The 17,278-nt window shown below is 71.8% G+C and carries 15 protein-coding genes; 8 read left to right on the top strand and 7 right to left on the bottom strand.

What is annotated here, in order from left to right; all coding sequences use genetic code 11:
• Nucleotides 1–1,224: an arginine deiminase gene (locus K1X13_RS14690; RefSeq protein WP_221025764.1), complete on the bottom strand. Its 1,224-nt coding sequence runs from the start codon at nt 1,222–1,224 to the stop codon at nt 1–3.
• Between the two features lie 177 nt (nt 1,225–1,401).
• Between K1X13_RS14690 and K1X13_RS14685 the strand changes: the two genes are divergently transcribed.
• Together K1X13_RS14685 and K1X13_RS14680 are read left to right on the top strand one after the other, a co-directional pair.
• Nucleotides 1,402–2,970, top strand: coding sequence for a YfcC family protein (locus K1X13_RS14685; protein ID WP_221025763.1), 1,569 nt, complete (start codon nt 1,402–1,404; stop codon nt 2,968–2,970).
• 45 nt (nt 2,971–3,015) lie between these two features.
• Nucleotides 3,016–3,642, top strand: a complete 627-nt coding sequence (locus K1X13_RS14680) for a hypothetical protein (protein ID WP_221025762.1) — start codon at nt 3,016–3,018, stop codon at nt 3,640–3,642.
• 44 nt (nt 3,643–3,686) lie between these two features.
• Here K1X13_RS14680 and K1X13_RS14675 read toward each other — a convergent pair whose 3' ends face one another.
• Nucleotides 3,687–4,343, bottom strand: a complete 657-nt coding sequence (locus K1X13_RS14675) for a nucleoside/nucleotide kinase family protein (protein ID WP_308249565.1) — start codon at nt 4,341–4,343, stop codon at nt 3,687–3,689.
• Between the two features lie 98 nt (nt 4,344–4,441).
• On the opposite strand from K1X13_RS14675, the gene K1X13_RS14670 reads away from it, so the two are divergent.
• The 3 genes from K1X13_RS14670 (at nt 4,442) to K1X13_RS14660 (ending at nt 9,201) form a co-directional block, all read left to right on the top strand.
• Entirely contained in the window at nt 4,442–5,179 is a 738-nt protein-coding gene (locus K1X13_RS14670; RefSeq protein WP_221025760.1) for a hypothetical protein, read from the top strand.
• Nucleotides 5,180–5,188: 9 nt separating this feature from the next.
• Complete coding sequence (locus tag K1X13_RS14665) at nt 5,189–7,648, top strand: zinc metalloprotease (RefSeq protein WP_221025759.1); 2,460 nt, start codon at nt 5,189–5,191, stop codon at nt 7,646–7,648.
• Nucleotides 7,649–7,722: 74 nt separating this feature from the next.
• Entirely contained in the window at nt 7,723–9,201 is a 1,479-nt protein-coding gene (locus K1X13_RS14660) for an LVIVD repeat-containing protein (protein ID WP_221025758.1), read from the top strand.
• A gap of 4 nt (nt 9,202–9,205) precedes the next feature.
• Here K1X13_RS14660 and K1X13_RS14655 read toward each other — a convergent pair whose 3' ends face one another.
• Entirely contained in the window at nt 9,206–10,411 is a 1,206-nt protein-coding gene (locus K1X13_RS14655; protein ID WP_221025757.1) for a sensor histidine kinase, read from the bottom strand.
• Nucleotides 10,412–10,552: 141 nt separating this feature from the next.
• Here K1X13_RS14655 and K1X13_RS14650 point away from each other — a divergent pair, with 141 nt between their 5' ends.
• A complete protein-coding gene (locus K1X13_RS14650; protein WP_221025756.1) occupies nt 10,553–11,680 on the top strand; it encodes a glutamate--cysteine ligase in 1,128 nt (375 codons plus the stop codon).
• Nucleotides 11,681–11,784: 104 nt separating this feature from the next.
• Here K1X13_RS14650 and K1X13_RS14645 read toward each other — a convergent pair whose 3' ends face one another.
• Together K1X13_RS14645 and K1X13_RS14640 are read right to left on the bottom strand one after the other, a co-directional pair.
• Nucleotides 11,785–12,159, bottom strand: a complete 375-nt coding sequence (locus tag K1X13_RS14645) for a DUF6281 family protein (protein WP_225914986.1) — start codon at nt 12,157–12,159, stop codon at nt 11,785–11,787.
• A 319-nt stretch (nt 12,160–12,478) separates the two neighbouring features.
• A complete protein-coding gene (locus K1X13_RS14640; protein ID WP_221025754.1) occupies nt 12,479–14,461 on the bottom strand; it encodes a hypothetical protein in 1,983 nt (660 codons plus the stop codon).
• A 297-nt stretch (nt 14,462–14,758) separates the two neighbouring features.
• Here K1X13_RS14640 and K1X13_RS14635 point away from each other — a divergent pair, with 297 nt between their 5' ends.
• Both K1X13_RS14635 and K1X13_RS14630 read left to right on the top strand, forming a co-directional pair.
• Nucleotides 14,759–15,148: a hypothetical protein gene (locus K1X13_RS14635; protein WP_221025753.1), complete on the top strand. Its 390-nt coding sequence runs from the start codon at nt 14,759–14,761 to the stop codon at nt 15,146–15,148.
• A 92-nt stretch (nt 15,149–15,240) separates the two neighbouring features.
• The gene (locus K1X13_RS14630; RefSeq protein WP_221025752.1) at nt 15,241–15,771 is read left to right on the top strand and encodes an XdhC family protein; all 531 of its coding nucleotides are present in this window, start codon (nt 15,241–15,243) and stop codon (nt 15,769–15,771) included.
• A 57-nt stretch (nt 15,772–15,828) separates the two neighbouring features.
• On the opposite strand, the gene K1X13_RS14625 is transcribed toward K1X13_RS14630, so the two are convergent.
• Complete coding sequence (locus K1X13_RS14625) at nt 15,829–16,230, bottom strand: cupin domain-containing protein (RefSeq protein ID WP_221025751.1); 402 nt, start codon at nt 16,228–16,230, stop codon at nt 15,829–15,831.
• A 137-nt stretch (nt 16,231–16,367) separates the two neighbouring features.
• Nucleotides 16,368–17,180, bottom strand: a complete 813-nt coding sequence (locus K1X13_RS14620) for a hypothetical protein (RefSeq protein WP_221025750.1) — start codon at nt 17,178–17,180, stop codon at nt 16,368–16,370.
• Nucleotides 17,181–17,278: the final 98 nt, after the last annotated feature.

Below are 17,278 nucleotides of genomic sequence, written 5' to 3'. Positions count from 1 at the left end.
TCAGATCCCCTCACGCTCGAGGGGGCAGCTCATGCAGCGAGGTCCGCCGCGACCGCGTCCGAGCTCGCTGCCCTGGATGGTCACCACCTCGACGCCCTCCTTGCGCAGGAACGTGTTCGTGGTGACGTTCCGCTCGTAGGCCACGACCACCCCTGGGCTGACCGCGAGCACGTTGCAGCCGTCGTCCCACTGCTCACGCTCGGCGGCGTGCACGTCCTGGGTCGGGGTGAGCACCTTGATCGAGTCCAGGCCGAGCGCGTCGGCGATCGCCGTGTGCATGTCCTGCGGGGGGTGTGCGGTGACCCGCAGCTCCTTCTCGGTGTCACCGGGCTCGATCGTGTACGACGGCAGCATCCCGAGCCCGGCGTACTTGGTGAACGTGTCCTCGGTGACCATGCTCATCACCGTGTCGAGGTGCATGAACGCACGCTTCTTCGGCATCGCCAGGGCGACGATCCGCCGGGCCGACCCCTTCGCGAAGAGCCGCAGCGCGAGCCGCTCGATGCCCTGGGGCGTGGTCCGCTCGCTCATCCCCACCATGACCGCCCCCCGGCCGAGCACGTGGATGTCGCCGCCCTCGGTGGTCGCCATCCCGTTCACCCTGCCGTCGGACCACACGGGGAAGCCGGCCTCCGCGAACAACGGGTGCCAGCGGTAGATCGCCTCGTAGTGGATGGTCTCGCGCTCCCGCGCCCGCTTGCGCATCGCGTTGATCGAGACGCCGTCGTAGATCCAGGCGGAGGTGTCGCGGGTGAACATGTGGTTGGGCAGCGGCGGCAGCAGCATGTCCTCCGGGTCGAGGGCCTGGACGACGACCGACTTCGGCTCCTCGACGTACTGGAGCAGCTCGCGCTTGGTGATCCCGCCGACCAGGTACTTCACCAGCGACTCGTCGTCGAGCGCGGAGAACATGCTGAACAGCGCGTCGAGGGCCATCGGCCCGTACACCAGCTCGTCGAGGGCGGCGTCCAGGATGTAGTGCCTGGCCTCGGGGATCGCCACGGTCTCCCGGAGCAGCTGCTCGAGCATGTGCACCCGGACACCGAGGTCCCGCAGGGACTCGGCGAAGGCGTCGTGCTCCTGCTTGGCCCGCTTGACCCAGAGCACGTCGTCGAAGAGGTACTCGTCCTTGTTGCTCGGCGTGAGCCGCTTCAGCTCCAGGTCCGGCCGGTGCAGGACCACCTGCCGGAGCCGTCCGACCTCGGAGTCCACGTGCAGGCTCATGGCGGCCCCTTGTCGTCTACGAAAGTGCCCCCGACGTTCCCAGGCTGCTCCTCCTCCCCGTGTCCGTTCAGGGCCGAAGGACCTCACGCGAGGGGTCCAAGGGCCGGAGCGCCCCACCGGGCCCGCTGTCACGCTGGGGGGAACGGGGGTTCCTGCTTGCCCGCGGAGGGATGACACATGGCCACCGCAGAAGCGCGACCGGCCGGCGGGCGACCGGCCGGCGACAAGAAGAGGAAGTTCACCTTCCCGAGCGCGTTCACCGTGCTCTTCGCGGTCACGGTGTTCGTGTGGCTGCTGGCGTTCGTGATCCCCACGGGCAGCTACCGGACGACCCCGGACGGACGCCCGATCCCGGGCAGCTACCACGCGGTCGACGCCGGCCTGTCGTTCACCGACCGGCTGATGCAGCTGTTCCTGAGCCCGGTCAACGGCCTGTACGGCGTCCAGAGCGGCGACACCGGGTTCATCGGCCCCTACGAGGCCGGAGAGCTGTTCGGCGCGGCCGGCGTCTTCCTGTTCGTCGTCGCCATCGGCATCTTCATCACCATGTCGATGCAGACCGGCGCCATCGACAACGGCGTCGCCCACGTCGCGCAGCGCTTCGGCAACCGCGGTGCGCTGGTGATCGTCATGCTGATGGTGCTGTTCTCCATCGGCGGGACCACCGAGGGCATGGCCGAGGAGACGCTGGGCTTCTACGCGCTCGTCGTACCGCTCATGCTCAGCCTCGGCTACGACCGGATGGTCGCGGCGGCCACCATCATGATCGGGGCCGGGGTCGGTGTGCTCGCCTCCACGGTCAACCCCTTCGCCACCGGCGTCGCCTCGGACGCCGCCGACATCTCGCTCGGCGACGGCATCGCCTTCCGGTTCCTGATGTACCTCGTGCTGGTGCCGCTCAGCATCCTGTTCGTGCTGCGCTACGCCAAGAAGGTGAAGGCCGACCCATCGACGTCCCTCGTCGGGCTCACCGACGAGGACAGGCTCCTCGCGGCCCGCGGCGCGGAACAGACGGGCGAGTTCGCGAAGAAGCACCCCGACCTGGTCGTGGTGCCACCGAGCCTCACCGGGAAGCAGAAGAGCGTGCTCGCCATCGTCGGCTTCACGTTCGCCTTCATGATCTTCGCCATCGTCCCCTGGGCGCAGGTGATCAACGGGCCGAACGCCGACAGCTACCCCTGGCAGCTGGACTGGTACTTCCCCGAGCTGGCCGCGCTGTTCATCGTGATGGCGATCGTGGTGGGTCTGATCGGCGGCCTGGGCGAGAAGGGGCTGACCGACACGCTCGTGCGGGGCGCCGGTGACTTCGTCGGGGTCGGGCTGATCATCGTCCTGGCGCGCGGCATCACCGTGATCATGAACAACTCGCAGATCACCGACACGGTCCTGCACTCGATGGAGAACGCGGTGAGCAACACCTCCGCGGCCGTGTTCGGGGGCCTGATGTTCCTGATCAACCTGCCGCTGGCGTTCCTCGTGCCGTCCACCTCGGGCCACGCCGCGGTCGCCATGCCGATCCTCGCGCCGCTCGGCGACTTCGCCGACGTCCCGCGCGCCATGGTGGTCACGGCCTACCAGTCGGCGTCCGGCGTGGTGAACCTGATCACCCCGACCTCCGCGGTCGTCATGGGTGGCCTGGCCCTGGCCAGGGTCCGCTACGACCAGTGGCTCCGGTTCACCTGGCCGCTGATCCTCGGCCTCCTCGTCATGTGCACCGCCTTCGCCGCCATCGGCTCGCGACTCTAGGGTCGTCGTCTTGCGCCCCGCCCCCGGCGGTCGCAGGCTGGTGCCATGACCAGCGGCGACGAGCACCTCGACTTCGGCCGGGTCGACGTCCTGCGCGTCACCGTCGCCGTCGGACCCACGCTGGACGCGACGCCGGACGAGGTCTTCGTCCTCGACCTCGACGACCCGCATCCCGAGGGGAGCCGGTGGGACGAGACGCCGTACGTCGACGCGCTCGAGGCCATGCTGCGCCGGGTCGGCACACCGCCCCCGCCGCACGCGATGGAGGTGGCACGGCTGCACGCGACCTGGCCGACCCGCCTGGCCACCGCGCGGATCGTGCTGTCCCTCGGCGTCGGCGCCCGAACGCCGCGTCCCCCGCTCGGCGCCGCCGTCCTCGCCGCGTTCGAGACCATGCTCGCGAACCCGGAGGGGCAGCCGGCGCTCCCCCGCGACGACGCGCTGTCCCTGAGCCGTCGCCTCGTGCACTCCGCGTGGCCGGAGGTCGGCGTGGGGACGCTGACCGTCACCGACGAGGAGCACCACCACGCCACCGGGCTGTGGCGGGTCGGGCTCTGCTCACCCGCCCGGACCCGGTTCGAGGTCGACCTCGGGGTCCTCGGCGGCGACCCGTCGACCGCCCACCTGCGCCGTACCCCGGCCGCCGAGGTGGTCGACTCCGTCGGCGTCTGAGCCGCCGTCCGGCCGGTGCGGTCGAGTGAGCGGGTGGCGGCCGGTCAGGCCGGCCGCCACCCGGTCAGGTCGAGCTCGCGGTCGGCCCGCCCGCGGGAGGCCTCGATGAGGCGCGCGTTGGGCTCGTCCACCGACGCCACCCAGGCGCGCGCCTCGTCGGTCTCCTTGCCGAACTCCACGTGCCGTGCGAGGAGCCGGGCCGTGCGCACCGGCTCCTCGGCGGTCACGAACCACACCTCGTCGAGCTCCCCGCGCACGGCCCGCCACTCCGGCCGGTCGAGCAGCAGGTAGTTGCCCTCGGTCACCACGACCTCCACCTCGGGGCCGACCGACGCCGCGGCGGCGAGCGGCTGCTCGAGGGTCCGGTCGAAGCCGGGCACGTAGACCGGGTACGGCGGGCGCTCCGCGAGCCGTGCCAGCAGCGCGGCGTACCCCCAGGCGTCGAAGGTCTCCGGCGCCCCCTTCCGCGCGGACAGGCCCTGCCGCGCGAGCTCGGCGTCGGCGAGGTGGAAACCGTCCATCGGCACGTGCGCGGCGCTCCGGCCGGCCGCGCGGAGCGCACGGACCAGGTGCTCGGCCAGGGACGTCTTGCCCGCGCCCGGCGACCCGCACACCCCCAGGACCAGCCTGCCGCGCGGACCGGACGTCGGCACGAGCGCGGCGAGCTCGGACCCGGAGGGTGAGACCAGATGTGCGGACACGGCGCTCATGCTTCCACCTGTCAGGTTTGTCCGCAGCCCGCCGGGGTAACAAACCCCCACGACCCGCGTCCGCGGGTACAGGGAGAAAAGAGGGGGACATGAGCGACGTGGAGAAGGCACCGCTGAGCGCAGACGAGCTGGCGGCCGAGGGAGCAACCGCCCTTCCTGACAAGGAGGTCGTGTCGCTGCTCGACCTGAACGCCGACCTGGATCTCGCCATCGACGCCGCCGCGCCGATCGACCTGGCCATCGCCGCCAACGCCAACGTCGCCGCGCCGATCGACGCCGCCGTGGGCGCCAACATCCTGTCGTTCGACTCGACCGCCCAGTCGCTGGCCGACCAGAACGTCAGCATCAACCAGGGCATCGAGGCCGACGCCACCGCGAACGCCACCCAGGACTCCGGCATCGACCAGAGCAACGACACCATCGACGACGGCTCCGGCACCACGGACGGGACCGCCGACGGCACCACGTCGGGCACCGACCTCGGCGGCACCGTGGACGGGGTCACCGAGGGCACCACCGACGGCACGGTCGGCGGGGTCACCGACGGGGTCACCGAGGGCGCCACCACGGCCGCGGGCGCGCTCGACGGGGACCTGCTCAACGTCGACGTGAACGTCGCCGCCGACGCCGACATCGCCGCCCCGATCGACGGTGCCGTGGCCGCGAACGCCAACGTCGCCGCCCCGATCGACGCCGCCGTGTCCGCCAACGTGGGCTCGGTCGGCTCCGAGGCGGTCGCCGTCGCGCAGCAGGACGCCGTCATCAACCAGTCGATCGAGGGGGCAGCCGAGGCCAACGCCGAGCAGACCTCCGACATCCAGCAGTAACGCCCACCGGTGAGCGTGACCACCGGGCCGTCGGCTCCTCCCGAGCCGGCGGCACCGGCGCTGGCCGACGGGGTCGAGCTGATCGGGGAGATGCGGGGGTCCGGCTACCGGACTCCCCCGGCTCTCGTGCGCCGTGCGGACGGCCAGGTCATCCAGCTCACCCGGCTGCTCTACCTCGTCCTTGCGGCGGTCGACGGCCGCCGTACCCACGCCGATATCGCAGCCGACGTCAGCGACCGCTTCGACCGGACCGTCTCGGCCGAGAACGTGGCCACGCTCGTGCAGCAGCAGCTGCTCCCGCTCGGCCTGCTCCGCCTCGCCGACGGCACCCAGCCGGCGGTGAAGAAGGCGAACCCGCTGCTCGGCCTGCGGTTCAAGTACGTCGTCTCGGACCCCGCCGCGACCCGCCGGATCACCGCCCCGTTCGCCGCGCTGTTCAACCCCCTTGTGGTGGCGCTCGTGCTCGCGGGGTTCCTCGTCATCTGCTGGTGGGTCCTCTTCGAGAAGGGCCTCGCCTCCGCCGCGCACGAGGCGATCTACCAGCCGGGGCTGCTGCTCGTGGTCTTCGCGGTCACCGTGCTCTCCGCCGGCTTCCACGAGTTCGGGCACGCCTCGGCGGCGCGGTACGGCGGCTCCACCCCGGGCGCCATGGGCATGGGCCTGTACCTGGTGTGGCCGGCGTTCTACACCGACGTCACCGACAGCTACCGCCTCGGCCGCGGCGGACGGGTCCGCACCGACCTCGGCGGCCTCTACTTCAACGCGATCGTCGCCGTCGCGATGTTCGGCCTGTGGTGGGTGAACCAGTGGGACGCCCTGCTGCTCGTCATCGTCACCCAGGTGCTGCAGATGATCCGGCAGCTCGCTCCCCTGGTCCGCTTCGACGGCTACCACGTGCTCGCCGACGTCACCGGCGTCCCCGACCTGTACCACCACATCAAGCCGATCCTGCTCGGGCTCCTCCCGCAGAACTGGCACAAGCCCGAGACCAAGCTGCTCAAGCCCTGGGCCCGCACGGTGGTCAGCGTGTGGGTGCTGCTCGTGGTGCCGCTGCTCGTGGCCAGCATGGTCGTGATGGTGGTCGCTTTCCCGCGCGTGGCCGCCACCGCCTGGGACAGCATCGGCAACCAGTGGGCGACGTTCCGGACCGCCTTCGGGTCCGGCGACGTGCTCGAGATGGCGACCCGGCTGCTGTCGATCGTGGCGATCGGCCTGCCCGTCTTCGGCACCGCCTACATCCTGGTCCGGCTGGTACGGCGCACCACCACCCGCGTCTGGGCGGCCACCGAGGGCAAGCCCGCGCAGCGTGCCCTCGCCGTCGTCGTGGCGTTGGCCATCGTCGCGGCGCTGGCCTGGGCCTGGTGGCCCGAGGAGGACCGCTACCGCCCGATCCGCTCCTACGAGCGCGGCACCCTCACCGACGTGCTCCCCCTGGCCTCCGCGCCGGCCGGGCTCGCCCCCGGCGTGGTCTCCCGCTCGGCGACGCTGTGGCCGGCGAGCCAGCCGCTGCCCACCGCCGACGAGCCCGCGCTGGCCGTGGTGCTGGTGCCCCGCGAAGGAGGCCCGGCCACCGCGTCCGAGACCGTCACCACGGGCGGCACCGGCACCGGGACCGGCGGCGCCCCCGGGGCCGGCGACGTCGCCACCGCCGACGACCAGACCTGGGTCTTCCCGTTCAACCGGCCGCCCGCCCCCGGTGAGGGGGACAACCAGGCGCTCGCGGTCAACACCGAGGACGGCTCCACGCTCTACGACGTGGCGTTCGCGCTCGTCTGGGCGGAGGGCGACACCACCGACAACGTCAACTCGGCCTACGCGCTGGCGAGCTGCCGCGACTGCACCACCGTCGCGATCGCCTTCCAGGTGGTGCTCGTCGTCGGCCAGAGCGACACGATCGTGCCGCAGAACCTCGCGGCCGCGGTCAACTACAACTGCATCTCCTGCGTCACCGCGGCCCTGGCCCGCCAGCTCGTGCTCACCATCGAGGGCCCGCTCAGCGACCTCGCGATGGAGGAGCTCACCGCGCTGTGGCAGGAGATCGCGGCGTTCGGCGCGGACCTCGAGGGGCTGTCCCTCGGCGAGATCCAGGCGCGGCTGACGTCGTACGAGGAGCAGATCATCGCGATCATCGAGCGCGACCAGGGCCCGCTCGTCCCGAGCCGGACCGAGGCCTCCGCCTCGGCGTCACCGACGCCGAGCGGCACCGCCGGCCCTTCGGCAGGCCCCGGGGCCGGCGCGAGCCCGACGGCGTCGGGAGACGGGACGACGACGGGTGGGACGGACTCCGACCCGGACTCCGAGCCGACCGCCGGGGAGCCGAGCGCCACCACGGACAGCGAGCCGACCACCGAGCCGACCCCGGCCGAGGAGCCGGAGCCGACGCCCACCGCGGAGGCCACCGAGCCGGCGGCGGAGCCCGAGCCGACCCCCACCGCGGAGCCCACCCCGACGACCTCCACGTCACCGTAGGCAGTCGGCGGCGCCGGCACCCGTAACCAAGCGGGCCGCTCCGCGTTCTAGGTTCCTACCGTCGAAGGGGACCCATGACTCGCGCACCCGAGCACCCGAACCGTCGCGCCCTGCTGCTGCGCCTCGTCGCCCTCGTCGGCGTCGCCGCGCTCGGGGCAGGGCTGCTGGCCACCACGTCGAGCGCCCAGGGGGACGTGCCGCTGACAGCCGTGCCCCGGGCGGACTGCGGTCCGGGGTCGCGACCGGAGACCTCGATCCAGGGGCGGGTGCCCGCCGGCGACTACCGGACCGGGCGCGCACAGAAGGGGTACACCTGCAACGCCAGGCTGGTCGGGCACCACGGCCAGAGCGGCGGGTTCAAGGTGCTGCGGTACGTCGACCGCGCCGGCCACCGCTGCGCCTACTACGACTCGACGCTGATGCTGCCGGTCGACGTGCCCTACAACGTCGGCGCCGAGGGCACCGGCGTCATCGCGCTCGACATGAGCGACCCGTCGCGTCCGCGCCGTACCGCCAACCTGGTGACCCCGGCGATGCAGAGCCCGCACGAGTCGCTGCTGCTCAACAAGCGGCGCGGGCTGCTGGTCGCGGTGACCGGCAACGCCGCCACCAACGCCGGCGTCCTCGACGTCTACGACGTCCGGGGCGACTGCCGGACGCCGCGGCTGCTGTCGAGCACTCCCGCCGGCCTGCTCGGCCACGAGAGCGGCTTCGCCTCCGACGGCCGGACGTTCTACGTGGCCTCGGCCTCAGGGCAGACCCTGACCGCGGTCGACCTCACCGACCCGCGGCTCCCCCGGCCGATCTGGACGCGGGCGGGCGTGGTGTACCACGGCATGCGCGTCAGCGGGGACGGCAACCGGCTCTACGTCGCGGAGATCGGCGAGCCGGGCGACGGCGTCCTGTCCAACGGCGGCCTGGTGGTCCTCGACGTCAGCCAGATCCAGGCCCGCAGGCCCGACCCGGAGGTCCCGGTGGTCAGCAAGCTGGCCTGGCGCAGCGGGTCGATCCCCCAGGTGCCGATCCCGATCACGATCAGGGGGCACGAGTACCTCTTCGAGGTCGACGAGTTCGCCAACTACCGGATCGACTCCCCCGAGCTCTACAACCCGGACGCCGAGGTGGGCGCCGCGCGGCTGATCGACATCGACGACGAGCGCCGTCCGCGTGTGGTGTCGAACATCCGGCTCCAGGTGAACCAGCCATGGGCCCGCCGCGGGGCGTCGCAGGACGACCCGGGCGCGCAGTCGCCGGTGCAGGGGTACGCCGGCCACTACTGCTCCGTGCCGCGCGCGGTCGACCCGAAGCTCGTCGCCTGCAGCTTCATCGCGTCGGGCCTGCGGATCTTCGACATCCGGGACCCGCGCAACCCGCGGGAGGTCGGCTACTTCAACCGGCCGCTGGCCCCCGGGGTGAAGCCGGGCAAGGAGGGGGCGCACGCGATGTCCGCGCCCGCGTGGGACATGAAGCGGCGCCAGGTCTGGTACACCGACGGGAACACCGGCTTCTTCGCCGTACGCCTCACCAACGGGATCGCGCCGCGCGGCTGGTGACCGCTCAGGCGGGGAGCTCGAACCAGACGGTGGTGCCCTGGGGGTCGGCCGCCTGCATGCCGATCCGGCCGCCGTGCGCCTCGACGACCCGGCGGGCGGTGGCCAGGCCGATGCCGCTGCCGTCGACCCGCTTGTCGGCGCGCGAGAAGAGCACGAACATGTCCTCGCGCCGCTCGGCCGCGACGCCGATCCCGTTGTCGGTGACCGCGACCCGCCAGACGTCGTCGCGGCGCTCGGCGGCCACGGTCACCTGCGGTACGACGTCGTCGGCGGTGAACTTCACCGCGTTGGCGAGCAGGTTGAGCAGCACCGAGTAGAGCTGGTGGGTGTCGGCGTGGACGACCGGGAGGTCCTTCACGGTGACGTCGGCCCGGCGGGCGTCGAGCACGGGAGCGAGGTCGGAGAGCACCTCGGCGACGACCTCGCCGAGGTCGGTGTCGCGGCTCTGGAGGTCGCCGCCGACCCGGGCGTAGGCCAGGATGTCCTCGAGCATGGCGGCCATCCGGTGCCCGGCGCGGTCGATGCCGCTGACCATCCAGGCCAGGTCCTCGTCCTCGACGACGGTCGGCTCCATCGAGAGCATCTCGGCGTTGGCCAGGATCGCGGTCAGCGGCGTGCGCAGGTCATGGCTGACCTGGCCGGCGAAGAGCGAGAGGTGCTCGTTGGAGCGCTTGAGCTCGTCGCGGGCGGCGGTGAGCTCGGCGAGGGAACGCTCGAGCTGGTGGCTGCGCAGGCGGAGCTCGAGAACGTCGAGGACCCGATCGGCCAGCGCGAGCAGGGCGCCGTGCTGGCGGACGCTCAGCACCCGCGGCTCGTCGTCGAAGACGCAGAGCCGGCCGACGGTGACGCCGGCCGGGGTGACCAGCGGCGCCGAGGCGTAGAACCGGACCTGGCCGAGCGAGCCGGTGACGAAGGGGTTGTCGGCGAACCGCGGGTCCGCGCTGGCGTCGGCCACGACCACCGGCAGCGGCTCCCCGAGGACGGCGGCGCACATGGAGTCCTCGCGGGCGCAGATAGACCGGTCGAAGCCCGCGGCGGCGACCTGGTGCTGCTCGGTCGCGGTGATCATGTTGATCGCGGCGGTGGGGACGTCGCACACCTGGGCGGCGAGCTCGACGAGGGCCTGCAGGTCACGGCTGGGCGGCTTCCCGAGGACGTCGTACTGCTCGAGCCCGGCCTGACGTGCCGCGTCGGCCTGTCCTGCATCCACTGTGTCCCCTGAGGTTGGTGATGTCCGCGGACATTGTTCCAGACCGGGTCGTCGCCCACCGGGTTCTCCGGGGAGGTCCCCGGCCGGATGCCCACCCCTCTCCCGCTCCCTTTACCCGGACGGGTGTGTTTCCATCAACGGGTGGGCATCGACTTCGCCGCGTCAGAGCGGCCGACCCTCGGGGTGGAGTGGGAGTTCGCCCTGGTGGACAAGGACACCCGGGACCTGTCCAACACCGCCGCCGAGCTCTTCGCGCGGGTGTACGACGAGGAGGGCACCCAGGACCCCAAGCTGCACAAGGAGCTGCTGCGCAACACCGTCGAGGTGGTCACGGGGGTGTGCGAGAACGTGCAGGAGGCGATCGAGGACCTGCAGCAGACCCTGGCCTTCGTCCAGAAGGCGGGCGACGAGCTCGGCGTGGACCTCTACTGCGCCGGCACACACCCGTTCGCCCAGTGGTCGTCGCAGCTGCTCACCCCGGGGCACCGGTACGAGGAGCTCATCGCGCGGACCCAGTGGTGGGGACGGCAGATGCTGATCTGGGGGGTGCACGTGCACGTCGGGGTACGCCGGCGCGAGCACGTCCTTCCGATCATCTCCTCGCTGCTGAACCAGTTCCCGCACCTGCAGGCGCTGTCCGCCTCGTCGCCGATCTGGGCCGGGACGGACACCGGGTACGCGAGCAACCGGGCGATGATGTTCCAGCAGCTCCCGACCGCCGGCCTGCCGTTCCAGTTCGAGCGGTGGGAGGAGTTTGAGGCCTTCGTGCACGACCAGAAGAAGACCGGCGTCATCGACCACATCAACGAGCTCCGCTGGGACATCCGGCCGTCGCCCCACCTCGGCACGGTCGAGGTGCGGGTCTGCGACGGCATCCCCACGGTCCGCGAGCTGCGGTCCATCGTCGCGCTGATCCACTGCCTGGTCGTGGACCTCGAGGAGCGGCTCGAGGCCGGGGAGGCGCTGCCCACCATGCCGCCGTGGCACGTGCAGGAGAACAAGTGGCGTGCGGCCCGGTACGGCCTCGATGCGGAGATCATCCTGGACGCGGAGTGCAACGAGCGGCTGGTCACCGACGACCTCGACGACCTGCTGACCCGGCTGGAGCCGGTGGCGGTGCGGCTGGGCTGTGCGTCGGAGCTTGCCTCGGTCGCGGAGATCCCGAGGCGGGGTGCGTCGTACCAGCGTCAGCGCGAGGTGGCGGCGGCTACCGGCGGTGACCTGGTCGCCGTGGTCGACTCCGTGGTGCGCGAGCTCCACGAGCCCTGACGTGCCGACACTCCTCACGAGGTCGATCAGATGATGTCGCCCTGAACGGGGAGTCCGGATGGCGCTCGGCGCCGATCGCCGGGTCATCCACTCCAGGGAGCCGTTCACCGCTTGCCGACGTCCAGGAGCCCTGACTGCCGGATCTCACGTTTCGCGATGGTGGGGAGGTCCTCGGCGAAGAGCACACGAAAGGTCTGTCCTGACTCGCGGACGCCGACAACCAGCGCCGGGTCATACCCGGGGAAGGACCACACGGGCACCCGGGCTGCGTCATCCGCGATGTAGGTGCCGCGCGGATCCGGCCGCCCCATATCTCCGCACGACGCTCTGTCGGCCCGTCCAAGATGCTCGACGGCCTGCTTGGAGAACCCGCCCTCGACGTAGACGACGCCCTCGAACCGGATGGCCACGGCACAGTCCCCCGCGGTTGGCGTGCTCTCGCTCCCCGACTGCAAGCAGGCGGAGAACACCACGGTCATCGTCAGTGCCCCGCCAACTGCCACATCGGTCCGCTCCCCCCTCGATGGCCGAGTCACCTGCACTGGACGTTGTCCCGCCGCAGCCGGTTCCAGCGTGACCCGCTGACCTTCCTGGATCGCTTGATCTCACTGACGTCGTGAGGGGCGTGCGGGTGAGCCCTCTACGACGATCGCGGGCAGAGCCCGTGGTTCGAGCGGCCGGCGACGCGCCGATCGCGTCACGGATGGCGCAACGATGTGTGGGCGTCGATGGAAGCGCGGCAGTGCGTGCAGCAGGACGAACTGGCAGGCGCCGTGACCCGACAGACGTCAGCCTGGGTCAGGCTGCGCCTTCGGTAATGATCAGGGCGAAGTGGGTCTCAAGCGGGGTGACCGTCGCGAGGCCGTCGTGCGGCTGTGACTCGCCGTTGTCCGTGGACTTGGTCCAGGGGTCGGTGACCTTGCGGGTGCCGGTGTGGTCGACGAGGTAGATGCTGCCGTGGGGTGCGCGCCAGAGGTAGATGCCCGGGAAGGGTTGCTCGACGGCCCAGTTGCCGTGGGTGCGGACCCGGTGGTGGAACCGGCCGAGCGGGCCGAGGTTGTCCATCCCGGTCTGAGCTGCCGACCCGCCGTGCCGGTAGGGCCGGGTGTGGTCGAGGTCCATCCGGCGGCTGGTGTTCGACGCGTACGGGAACACGTCGGCCGGGGTGCGCAGGTGCACCGCCTCGCGGAGCCGGTCGGGGATCTCGTAGGCGTCCACCGGGGCTTGGCCGGCGAGGTCGATCACCGGTTTGATGGTGAAGCGGCTGGTGGGGCCGAGGAAGTCGCGGACGTACTGCGCGGAGATCGGTCCCTCGCCCTCCCAGCGGGCGACCCCGTGGCCGGTGGCCAGGGTGTGGTCGGTCAGGTGCACGTACAGGGTCACCGTGGGCAGCAGCCGGGCCCAGTCCACCCCGACCACGTGTTCACGGCCGGGCGCTGGTGTGGGCAGGTCGACGGGGCGGAACCATGCCGGCTGCGTGAACGGTGACGGGTCACCTGTCGGCGGCGTCCCGCGCTCGCCTGGCGGTGACGCCGAGGCTGCCCGTGAGGCGGCGGTCCCGCAGGTGGGGCAGGGCAGAGCTGTCCCCTGGCCGGGGTCGGGTGGGTCGTCGGCGTCGTTGTCGCCGGGGTGCAGGTCGTGCTCGCCGAGCCTCGGCGGCCCGGCATCCGGCCCAGACGTCGAGTCCGACCCTGAGTCCGGGGTGGTGCTGGATGCCGGACCAGACGCCGGGCCGTCGAACGGCAGCGGCATGTCCTCGTCCTCGTCCGAACCACCGAACGTCGAGCCGCTTGCTCCGGTGCCTTGCCCGGGAGCCGGACCACCCGCAGCAGGGGCCGCGCCGGAGCCCGGTGCGTGGTCGTCCGACGCATCGCAGCCTGGCTCGGTGCCAGCCTCAGACCTGGCCGCGCTCGGCCCGGCCGCGCTCGGGTTGGCGGTGCTGGGATCGGCGGCGCTCGGACCGGACGGGTCGGAACGGGTGTGGCCGTCGCGGCTGTGGGCGTGCTTGTAGGCGGTCAGCAGCTCGACGGCCTGGAGCGGGTTGGCGAGCAGCAGCATCGCCTTGACCCGCAGCTCGTCCGCGTTCTCGGTCTCCCCGAGCGCCCGCAGCGCCTGGCACAGGTAGTCCAAGGTGGCGTCGATCCTCGTGATCACCGCCGCGGTGGACCTCACGTACAACGTCTTCTGGCCATGCTCGTTGGACCGGCCGACCTTCGCGAACTGCTCCGCCGCGGCCGCGGCCTCCCGCGCCGCCGCCGCCTCCGGGTCCGCCTCCACGACCCGGGCCTCCAGCACCGTCTCGAACCTCGACCACGACAACCGCCCGTCGGCGTACTCCGCCACCCCGGCGTCGACGAACAACGCCTGCTCCGGTGTCAGGTCCCGGGTCGCGACCGCGACCTTCCGCGCCACCCACGTCGCCACCTCACACGCGGTCACCCGGGCCCACAGCCGGGGCAGCCGGTGCCGCACGTCGAGGACATCGGCCAGCAGCGCCCGGGCGGCGTAGGTGGAGATCTCCAGCTCCCCGGCCACCTCCGAGGCGGCGAACTCCCGCACCAGCGGCGTCCCCACCCCACCCAGGGACACCGCCCGCTCCATCCCGGTGAACACCCCGCCCACCCGGGCCGCGGCCTTCGGCAGGGAGTCGGCCTGGCACAGGTCCGCGAAGTGCGCCACGAACAAGAACACGTCCCGCTCCGCCTCCACCCGGACCCGACGCAACCGAGCCAACGACGCCAGCGTCCCCGCCGCGTCCTGGTCCTCGATCACCGCCTCCATCACCCCAACCTACGACCGACCACCGACACTTTCCGGCCACCCAGAACCAGGCGGATCCCCATCTGTGGAAGACGATCCCCGGCCGTGGCCTGACTAGTAACCCGCACGACGGACGGCATCGTCGTCGCCTCTGACCGCAGCTAGTCCCCGACCGAAGACACCCGGATCAATGCCGACGAAACATGTCCGTCAGAACGGACGGGCAGAGCGCGGAGCGGGACGGGTGGCCAGTGCCTGGGCCCGGGCCTCCGCGAGGTGGGAGCTCGATGCGACATCCGTAATGGCACAATCTCGGGCATGCTCTCGGGAACCCTGCACCGCCGCACCGTCGCCAACCGCGCTGCCAACCGCGCCGCCGACGACCACGCCAACCAGCGCCCCAGCGCGCTCGCCAAGCCCCGGCTCGCCGCCGCGGTCGTCCTGGCAGTGCTCGCGCTGTCCGCCTGCTCCGCCGAGGTGGTACCGCCTTCGCAGGGCGAGTCGCGTGACGCCGGACGGGACTACGGGAAGACGATCCGCGACACCATCGGCGTCCGGGCGACGCCCGAGGAGATGGAGGAGCTCTGCGGGCAGGGCCTGATCGACGGCAAGATCGTCGGCGAGAAGGGCGGCCGCACGGGCGACGAGACCGACCTTGAGGTCGACGAGTTCATCGCCGGGTGCAAGGAAGCCGTCGCCGCCGAGTAGGCCACACCCCGGGCCACACGACGCGCACGGTCGCTGCTCGTCCGGTGGCTCCGGTGCTAACTTCGGGAGACAGCCGAGCCGGAGGAGCACCCATGTCCGAGGAGCCGCGCACCACAGCCCAACCGTCCACGGCGCGCGAGAAGCACACGCTGCTCGTCGTCGGCAGCGGGGAGGTGGCGACCGCCCTCGAACCGATCGCCGAGGTCCTCGGGTGGCGGCCCGTCATCGTCGACGACCTGGCCGGTGCCGAGGAGAGGCTGGAGGACGCGGACTCGGTGGTCGTGCTCAGTCACCACGACGGCGTGGACGCACCCGCACTCAAGGCCGCACTCGCGGCCGGCCGGGCGACGTACATCGGTGCCATGGGCTCGCGCCGGACCCAGGCGCGGCGGCGCGAGTGGATGGTGGAGAACGGCGTACCCGAGGAGGCCCTGGACTCCGTGCACGGTCCCGCCGGGCTCGACATCGGCGCGAACACCCCCGCGGAGATCGCGGTCTCGATCGTGGCGGAGGTGCTCGCGGTCAGGCACGGGCGTACGGCGGACGTGTCGGCCTTGAGCGACCGGTCCGGGCCGATCCACCCCGAGCTGGAGCCCGGGACCGCCGAGTGTCCCGCGGGCTGAGCCGGCGCCGGTCCGCCTGAGACACCAGCGGCCGCCGGCCTCCCGCCCGCGACCGGCTCAGTCGTGGTGCTGGGCCTCCGCCGCGTCGGCGTCGGCCTTCGTGACGTGCACCGTCCCGTCCGGGTGCTCCGGCGGTGCGTAGAGCGAGTAGAGCTTGAGGTCACCGTCCCCGGTGTTGACCACGTTGTGCCAGGTCCCGCCCGGGATGATCACCACCCAGTCGTCCTCGAGGTCGTGAGTCTCCGCGACCCGGTCCCGCTCAGGGCCCAGGGTGACCCGCGCACGCCCGTGCTCGACCCGGATGAACTGGTCGCGGTGGTCGTGCATCTCCACCCCGATCTCCTCTCCCGGGGCCAGACGCATCACGGTGAGCTGCATCGACGTCCCCGTGAACAGCGCCGTGCGGAAGTTCGTGTTGCCGAGGGTCGCTTCCTCGATGTTCCCGACCCAACCCGTCATGGTTCATCACCTCCGTGTGGAGCCGACCGTACCCATCGAGCTCCAAACATGCCCGGGAACGCGGAGTGGGCCGCTCCCCCGGTAGGGGAACGGCCCACTGCTGCGAGCTGGTTGACGCTGGGCGAGAGAGCGGGACGTCAGACAGCCGGGTCGGCCGGCTCCTCGGTCACAGGCCCCTCCTCGACGGGCGCCTCCTCGACGGGCTCCTCGGTCACCGGCCCCTCCTCGACCGGCTCCTCAGTCTCCGGCTCGGTCTCGGGCTCGGTCGCAGGCTCGGTCTCCTCCACCTCCAGAGCGTCCTCCACGGCGCCGACCATCTTCCACGCGGCCGAGAGGTCGCGCTGGGCGGCGCGGAGCTCGGCGCGGGTGGTGCTCGCGTCGAACGTCACCAGCTCGGCGACCAACGCGTCGAGCAGGATCACCGCGGCGGCGTTGGTCTCGACCAGCGTCGCGTCGGCGTCCGGGACAGCGGCGAGCTCGGCAGCGTTGGCGACGGTCGCGGCCTGGAGGCGCGCGACCTGGCGTGCCTGGTTGACCACGGTGTTGTAGCCCTCGGGGCGGACACCACGGAGCTGGCGGGCCAGCGCCTGCAGGTCGTCGCCGGTGGCCGTCGCCGCCGCGGTCACGACTGAGGCGAGCGCCGTACGGTCGGCGTCGATGTTCGCGCGGAGGGCGGTCTCGACGGCGTCGTCGAGACCGGCGAGGCCCTTGCTCACGAGCAGCCGGGCCAGGTAGGCGTCCTTACGGGCGGCCTCCTTGGTGACCTTCCGCTGGGCCGCGGTCAGCTGCCGCGAGCCCTTGTCGGACTTCGCGGCCTTCGCCGACTTGCCGTGGGCGGTGGAGCCCTTGACGTGGTCCGTCTTCGGAGCGGCGGTGGCCGCCGGTGCCGACACGGAGAAGGCGACGACCGCGGCGAGCGCGGCCGCGGCGTTACGGGTAAAACGGTGCATAAGTGGCCTCCCAGACACTCATGAGGGCACCCCAAGCAGGCGGAGCGCCGGTTCAGTTGTGGGGAAAGTGTTCCATTACGTCCCGATTTGTGACGCCG

The sequence above is a fragment of the Nocardioides jiangsuensis genome, assembly GCF_019679455.1.
In the GTDB taxonomy this organism is placed as follows: domain Bacteria; phylum Actinomycetota; class Actinomycetes; order Propionibacteriales; family Nocardioidaceae; genus Nocardioides_C; species Nocardioides_C jiangsuensis.
The sequence above is the reverse complement of the archived record's forward strand: the minus strand, read 5'-3'. Positions and strand labels throughout refer to the sequence as shown.

Bases quoted from the DNA above. Each gene is read 5' to 3' on its own strand.
- K1X13_RS14625 (WP_221025751.1), bottom strand. From the start codon at position 16,230: ATGACGGGTTGGGTCGGGAACATCGAGGAAGCGACCCTCGGCAACACG.
- K1X13_RS14685 (WP_221025763.1), top strand. From the start codon at position 1,402: ATGGCCACCGCAGAAGCGCGACCGGCCGGCGGGCGACCGGCCGGCGAC.
- K1X13_RS14630 (WP_221025752.1), top strand. From the start codon at position 15,241: ATGTCCGAGGAGCCGCGCACCACAGCCCAACCGTCCACGGCGCGCGAG.
- K1X13_RS14620 (WP_221025750.1), bottom strand. From the start codon at position 17,180: ATGCACCGTTTTACCCGTAACGCCGCGGCCGCGCTCGCCGCGGTCGTC.
- K1X13_RS14645 (WP_225914986.1), bottom strand. From the start codon at position 12,159: ATGACCGTGGTGTTCTCCGCCTGCTTGCAGTCGGGGAGCGAGAGCACG.
- K1X13_RS14680 (WP_221025762.1), top strand. From the start codon at position 3,016: ATGACCAGCGGCGACGAGCACCTCGACTTCGGCCGGGTCGACGTCCTG.
- K1X13_RS14640 (WP_221025754.1), bottom strand. From the start codon at position 14,461: ATGGAGGCGGTGATCGAGGACCAGGACGCGGCGGGGACGCTGGCGTCG.
- K1X13_RS14660 (WP_221025758.1), top strand. From the start codon at position 7,723: ATGACTCGCGCACCCGAGCACCCGAACCGTCGCGCCCTGCTGCTGCGC.
- K1X13_RS14690 (WP_221025764.1), bottom strand. From the start codon at position 1,224: ATGAGCCTGCACGTGGACTCCGAGGTCGGACGGCTCCGGCAGGTGGTC.
- K1X13_RS14670 (WP_221025760.1), top strand. From the start codon at position 4,442: ATGAGCGACGTGGAGAAGGCACCGCTGAGCGCAGACGAGCTGGCGGCC.
- K1X13_RS14635 (WP_221025753.1), top strand. From the start codon at position 14,759: ATGCTCTCGGGAACCCTGCACCGCCGCACCGTCGCCAACCGCGCTGCC.